The sequence below is a fragment of the Planotetraspora sp. A-T 1434 genome, assembly GCF_025420585.1.
GTDB lineage: Bacteria > Actinomycetota > Actinomycetes > Streptosporangiales > Streptosporangiaceae > JAOEGB01.
This window is the reverse complement of the sequence record NZ_JAOEGB010000021.1, coordinates 146,066-152,065: the sequence shown is the minus strand read 5'-3', so window position 1 is coordinate 152,065 and position 6,000 is coordinate 146,066. Positions and strand designations below refer to the sequence as shown.

Sequence of the window (6,000 nt, the reverse complement as noted above, 5' to 3'; positions counted from 1 at the left end):
CTCCGGCAGGGTGCCGGCCGCGAACCGGCCCCGCACCACAGGCAGCCGCGCCAGCTCCGTGGCCAGCCGGAGCAGCCGCGACGCCCCCGCACCCGTCATCCCCGCAGCGCCACGCAGCCACGTCCCGGTCGAGGCATACCCAACGCTCTTGGCTTCCCCGGTGGCGTGGACCCGGCCCACCCGCGCGGCGACCGCCGAGATCAACCGGTCCCGGGCGTACAGCAACTCCTCAGCCTCGGCCAGGCAGATGGCGGCGGTGCCGGGCAGGTCGGCCACCGCCAGCCGGGACGCCTGCTCCCGCAACTCGGACACCAGCACCTCCGACCCCACCGGCTGACCGCCAGCCCCTTCACCATCAGACCCTTCACCGCCGAAGGAGGCACCGCCAGAGGGCGCGCCATCAGAGGAGGCACCGCCAGAGGGCGCGCCATCAGAGGAGGCACCGCCAGAGGGCGCGCCGCCGGAGGGGGCACTGGCGGAGGGGGCGGGACCATCTGGGCTGGCGGAGCGATCGGAGGGGCCAGCGGAGCTACCAGCGGCGGCCGACGACCCCCGGACGAACTGCCGGTATGCCTCGTGTTGCCAGGCGTCGCCGTCCGCCTCGTCGGCCGGGGCGTCGGCCGGGCGCTGCGGTGGGACGTAGTCAGGGTCCAGCACAGTGCCCTTGAGGATCTCGGGCAGCTTGCGCTTGGATGCGCCCGCCGTACGAAGGGAACCCAGCAGGTCGATCGGTGGTCCGACCATCGAAAGGCACCTCCCCGCGCATCCGAGCCGTCCCAAGAACTGCCCTCACGCTATCCAGCACCTACGACAAATCCGAGCCTGATCCACTAGAAAACCGCAGGTCGCAGGGGGGACGGAAAGATCTACCTAACGCTCCGGGCTCGCAAGGCTGCGACTCATCGCCAAGGCGACCGTCCATGAGTGCGTGATCGAGGACCCGCACACGGTCGGCGACGGCGAGCAGGTCACGGGCTATGGCACTTGGCGACCGGCCTCGGAACGGCTGAGCGACCGGCCTCGGAACGGCCGAGTGCGGGGCTCGGCAACGGCCACTGCACCTTCGCTCGCGATGTGACCGCCCCGGGTTACGTGATGGCTCCGGCTGCACTTGTCCTGCAGCACCACGAGGCCCGGCCGCTGTGGGCGCATGTCTATCCGCGCGTCAAACCGCTACCAGCCGACAGCCTCGCACCGAACGGCCGCGAGGTGCCGGATGGTGTCGGGTGACCGGGGTGTTCGGGGCCCGGAGACCCGCCTGATTTGATGGGCACATGACGACCCCCCCACGGGTGCTGACGATCGCCGGCTCGGATTCGGGCGGCGGCGCCGGGATCCAGGCCGATCTCAAGACGATGCTGGCTTTGGGCGTTCACGGCATGAGTGTGATCGCCGCTGTGACGGCGCAGAACTCGCTGGGCGTCCAGGGCTACTGGGAGCTGCCGCCGGAGGCGGTCAAGGCTCAGCTCGACTCGGTTCTCGGCGATATCGGCGCACAGGCCATCAAGACCGGAATGCTGGCTTCTTCCGTTCTCGTGGAGACCGTGGCCGAGGTGCTCTCCGGAGTGTCCGCGCCCGTGGTCGTGGACCCCGTCGGCGTCTCGAAGCATGGCGACTCCCTGCTCGCTCCGGCAGCCGTGGGGACGGTCAAGAGCAGGCTCCTGCCGACCGCGACCGTCGTCACCCCCAACTTGTGGGAGGTCGAACAGCTCACCGGGGTCAAGGTCGAGAACGAGGACGATCTGCCCCGGGCCGCGGAAGCCGTACTGGCACTGGGCCCGGAATGGGCGCTGATCAAGGGTGGGCACCTTCCCGGCGAGCCGGTCGATCTGCTCACCGACGGGTCCAAGCAGTACCGGTTCCATGCCGAGCGGCTCGACAACCGGCACACTCACGGCACCGGATGCACGCTGGCCTCCGCGATCGCCTCCCACCTGGCGCTCGGCGAGGACGTCCCCGGTGCGGTACGGCTGGCCAAGGAGTACGTCACGGGAGCGATCGCCTACGGGTTTCCTCTTGGATCCGGCATCGGCCCCGTCGACCACGCCTGGCGCTGGCGCACCTCCTGAAAGTGCCGCTCCCGCGCAGGGGCCCTGCCCCCTACGCGAGGCAGGGGCCCTGCGTGTCAGCAGGCGTGCGACAGGGTCGCAGGCGGCGGAGGACGGTCGCCGTCGCAGTCGCTGCCCGGCGTCCGGCTCCACCCGGGTGCCCGACTCGATCGCGCCTGCGAGGGCGTTGAGGTCGGTTCCGAGCAGCAGAACGCCTCTCGTCTCGCGGAGGTCGAGCCGTACGACCTTGCCCGAGGGGTTCCTGGCGATGAGGCGCGCAGTGCGGCGGCGGGCGATGCCGTCGTGGTGAGGATTGCCGGTGATGGGCCTGGCCACCGACTCGATGGGACCGTAACGCTCGCCAGGTCCGCCCGCCGGTTCCGCCGCGCGCCGCGGACTTCGAGCGTGGTGCCGGTGAGCCGGGCCGGTGCCGGAAGGTGTGCAGCAGGAGCGTGACCATACCGGAGGCCATCAGGAAGACGATCAATGCGAAGAGGCACGGGGGGACCGGTTTCACAGCGCTCGGGCAGCCTGGCCATCCTCGGGCAAATCTCTTTGACCTTTTCCCGGCTTCCTTATGACTCGGCGCGATCGCTGGCTGAGCACCGCCCCTTGCTGAGGCGCCTATGCAGGCGCCTACGCAGACGTGTATACAACGGCCGCAATTTTCAAGCGCCTCAATCCGATCGCGCCGCCTCGGGCCTGTCGCCGACTCTTGATCGTCGCAGCTTGGCCGGTACGGCAAGCTGTATCGCCGTAAATCATCAAATAATCGCAAATAATGCTACTCGGCCCCGAGGCGGCGCTGCGTACTATGGCGCGATATATGTGGCGAGAACCATTCTGACCTCGATTGGATTGATTGATCCGCCGACGGAGAACATGCGGAGAAAGGGCGGCGTCCGAATGAGACTCGTCGTCGACCTCACCCGATGCCAGGGTTACGCGCAGTGTGCCTTCCTCGCGCCCGACGTGTTCACCATGCATGGGGAGGAGGCGCTGCTCTACGACCCCAACCCTGATGACGCGCAGTGGGATCGCGTCCGCCGAGCAGCCGCGGCCTGTCCGGTCCAGGCGATCCTCGTGGACCAGACCGAGATCCCGGCCACCGCTCAGGAGGGCACCCATGTCCGCTGACGGGCCGGAACGGGCGCATGCCTTCAAAAAGGGCGGCCACATCGTCATCGTCGGCGCCTCCCTGGCCGGCCTGAGGGCCGCGGAGACTCTCCGGGAGGAGGGCTTCACCGGGTCACTCACCATGATTGGCGACGAGCCGGATCAGCCGTACGACCGGCCGCCCCTCTCCAAGCAGGTACTGCTCGGGATGGTGCCCGCCGAGCACACCGCTCTGCCCCGACGCCGCGAGATCGACGCGGACTGGCGACTCGGCGTGCCCGCCATCGGGCTGGACCTGGACGCCCATCGGGTGCGCCTCGCGGACGGGCAGGAGATCGGCTTCGACCGCCTCCTCATCGCGACCGGCGTCCGCGCCCGGCCCTGGCCGAACGAGAACGAGCGCGATCTCGACGGGGTGTTCGTCCTGCGCACGAACGGCGACGCGGCCCGGCTGCGCCGGAGGCTCGCGGCGAGGCCGCGGCGCGTTCTGGTCATCGGCGCCGGGTTCATGGGTTCGGAGGTCGCCTCCGCCTGCCGTGAGCTGGGCCTGGAGGTGACGGTCGCGGAACGCGGGCCGGTCCCGCTCGTCGGGGCGCTGGGCGGCGTGATCGGTTCGGTCGTCGCGCGGATGCACCGGGAGCACGGCGTCGACCTGCGATGCCGGGTGACGGTCACGGCCCTGGAGGGGGACCCGTCCGGGCGGCTGAGGCGGGCCCACCTGTCCGATGGCACCGCCATCGACGTGGACGCGGCGGTCGTCTGCCTCGGGTCGATAGGCAACACCGAGTGGCTCGCCGGGTCCGGCCTGGCCGCCGGCCCGCGTGGCGTGGCCTGTGACGCGGGCTGCCGAGCCTTCGACGTCAACGGAATCGTCACCGACGACGTGTTCGTGGCCGGTGACGTGGCGCGTGCCCCGAACCCGCTCTACGAGTACAACTTCCTCTTCCTCGAACACTGGGGCAACGCCGTCGCCCAGGCCGAGGTCGCCGGGCACAACATGATCAGCTGCGGCTCGGCCCGCCGCCCGCATCTCGCGATCCCGGCCTTCTGGTCCACCCAGTTCGGCGTGAGCATCCGATCGGTCGGCGTGCCGACGTTCGCCGACGAGATGATGGTCATGCAGGGCTCGCTCGAGGAGCGCCGGTTCGTCGCGGCGTATGGGCACCGTGGCCGCGTCACCGCGGCGGTCGCATTCGACCAGGCGAAATGGCTCGACTTCTACCGTGAGCTGATCATGGCGGCGGCGCCGTTCCCGCCGTCCTTCGTCCCCGTTGACCGGCCACCGGTGATGCGGTCGATGTCCCCGGAGTTCCCGGATCCGGCTCTGCCCAGCCACGGCGCCACAGTGACGATCACCGGCCACCTGCCGAACGACCAGCGCGTCGTCTTCACCCCCGCGCGGGCATGACCGCCCGACGTCGCCGCGCCCCGGCCGATCCCGTACGGCCTGGCGTACGCCCAAAGGCACGGCACAGAAGGCACACCAAGCCAGACCAAGGCGTACGGAAGACACCTCAGGAGACACCTCAGGAGACCAGCCATGACGCCGGACACCATGCTCAAGCGGATCACCGACTACGGTAGCCGCGCCGATCCCTACCCGCTCTACGCGGAGCTCAGGAAGACCCCGGTGGCGAGGCAGGAGGACGGCACGTACGTCGTCAGCACCTACTGGGAGATCCACTCGCTTCTCCATGACCCGCGGATCAGCTCCGACAGGCGGAACCTGGCAGGCCCGTGGGCGGATCCGGACATCGAGGAAGAGGACGCGACCCTGCCTCCCTCGATGATCAGGCTCGACCCGCCCGCGCATGACCGGCTGCGCCGTCAGGCGATGCGGCCCTTCGGCCCGCCGCACAGCCCCGAGTACGTCGACAGCCTCCGGCCCGAGCTGGCCGGGATCGTCGGCGGCCTGATCGACGGCTTCGAGGGCAAGGGCCAGGTCGACATCGTCGACGACTTTGCCTATCCCTTCCCCGTCACGGTGATCTGCCGGATCCTCGGGGTGCCGCGCGAGGACGAGCCGCGTTTCCGCGACTGGGTCGATCTGCTGGTCTCCACTCTTGACTTGGCCGCCTGGGACGATCCCGCCGAGCGGCAGCGCACCGCGCAGCGGGCGAGGCTGGAGCTTGGCCGCTTCCTGGGGGAGCTCGTGGCCGCCCGCAGCCGGAAGCCCGGCGATGACATGGTCTCCGCCCTGGTGACCGGCCACGGCCCGGATGGGCCGATGTCCCAGCTGGAGCTGATCAGCACCGCCGTGCTGCTGCTCATCGCCGGTCACGAGACCACGGTGAACCTCATCACCAACGGGATGCTGACCTTGCTGCGCCACCCGCACGTGCTCGAACGGCTACGCCGCGAGCCGGAGCTGGCCGTGGGCGCGGTGGAGGAGCTGCTTCGCTTCGAGCCGCCTGTCCACCTGCTGCCCCAGCGGGTCACGCTGGCCGACATCGAGATCGCGGGCGTCCTCATCCCGAAGGGCGCTCCAATGACCCTCGTGCTCGGCTCGGGAAACCGTGATCCGCTGCGCTTCGACGACCCCGACCGGTTCGATCCCGAGCGGCGGGACAACCAGCATCTCGGGTTCGGCAGCGGGATCCACACCTGCTTCGGCGCGCCGCTCGCCCGGCTGGAGGGCCAGATCGCGCTCGTCGAGCTCGCGCGGCGGCTCCAGAACCCGCGGCTCGTCGCCGACCCGCCGCCCTACCGGCAGAACCCCGTCCTGCGCGGCCCCCGGCACCTCCTCGTCGAGATCGACGGCATCGCCCCGTGAGCTCGGGTGCATGATCACGCACGATGTTCGCGCTGCTCAGGCCATGCGCACGGGAACCTGTGC

The 6,000-nt window shown here is 70.0% G+C and carries 5 protein-coding genes; 4 read left to right on the top strand and 1 reads right to left on the bottom strand.

Features of this window, described 5'->3' with window-relative positions; all coding sequences use genetic code 11:
- On the bottom strand, positions 1-744 hold a 744-nt coding region (locus N5079_RS25445), incomplete at its 3' end, for a hypothetical protein (RefSeq protein ID WP_261586582.1).
- 530 nt (positions 745-1,274) lie between these two features.
- Between N5079_RS25445 and thiD the strand changes: the two genes are divergently transcribed.
- The 4 genes from thiD to N5079_RS25425 all read left to right on the top strand — a co-directional run bounded on the left by thiD (position 1,275) and on the right by N5079_RS25425 (position 5,937).
- Complete coding sequence (gene thiD / locus N5079_RS25440; RefSeq protein ID WP_261586581.1) at positions 1,275-2,069, top strand: bifunctional hydroxymethylpyrimidine kinase/phosphomethylpyrimidine kinase; 795 nt, start codon at positions 1,275-1,277, stop codon at positions 2,067-2,069.
- Positions 2,070-2,954: 885 nt separating this feature from the next.
- On the top strand, positions 2,955-3,185 hold the full coding sequence (locus N5079_RS25435; protein ID WP_261586580.1) for a ferredoxin: 231 nt from the start codon (positions 2,955-2,957) through the stop codon (positions 3,183-3,185).
- Positions 3,175-4,572 carry an NAD(P)/FAD-dependent oxidoreductase gene (locus N5079_RS25430; protein WP_261586579.1) on the top strand — a complete coding sequence of 466 codons (1,398 nt, stop codon included), beginning with the start codon at positions 3,175-3,177 and terminating at the stop codon, positions 4,570-4,572. Before N5079_RS25435 ends, N5079_RS25430 begins: the two co-directional genes overlap by 11 nt.
- Positions 4,573-4,704: 132 nt before the next feature.
- The gene (locus N5079_RS25425; protein ID WP_261586578.1) at positions 4,705-5,937 is read left to right on the top strand and encodes a cytochrome P450; all 1,233 of its coding nucleotides are present in this window, start codon (positions 4,705-4,707) and stop codon (positions 5,935-5,937) included.
- Positions 5,938-6,000 lie beyond the last annotated feature (63 nt).

Bases quoted from the DNA above. Each gene is read 5' to 3' on its own strand.
- thiD (WP_261586581.1), top strand. From the start codon at position 1,275: ATGACGACCCCCCCACGGGTGCTGACGATCGCCGGCTCGGATTCGGGC.
- N5079_RS25425 (WP_261586578.1), top strand. From the start codon at position 4,705: ATGACGCCGGACACCATGCTCAAGCGGATCACCGACTACGGTAGCCGC.
- N5079_RS25435 (WP_261586580.1), top strand. From the start codon at position 2,955: ATGAGACTCGTCGTCGACCTCACCCGATGCCAGGGTTACGCGCAGTGT.
- N5079_RS25430 (WP_261586579.1), top strand. From the start codon at position 3,175: ATGTCCGCTGACGGGCCGGAACGGGCGCATGCCTTCAAAAAGGGCGGC.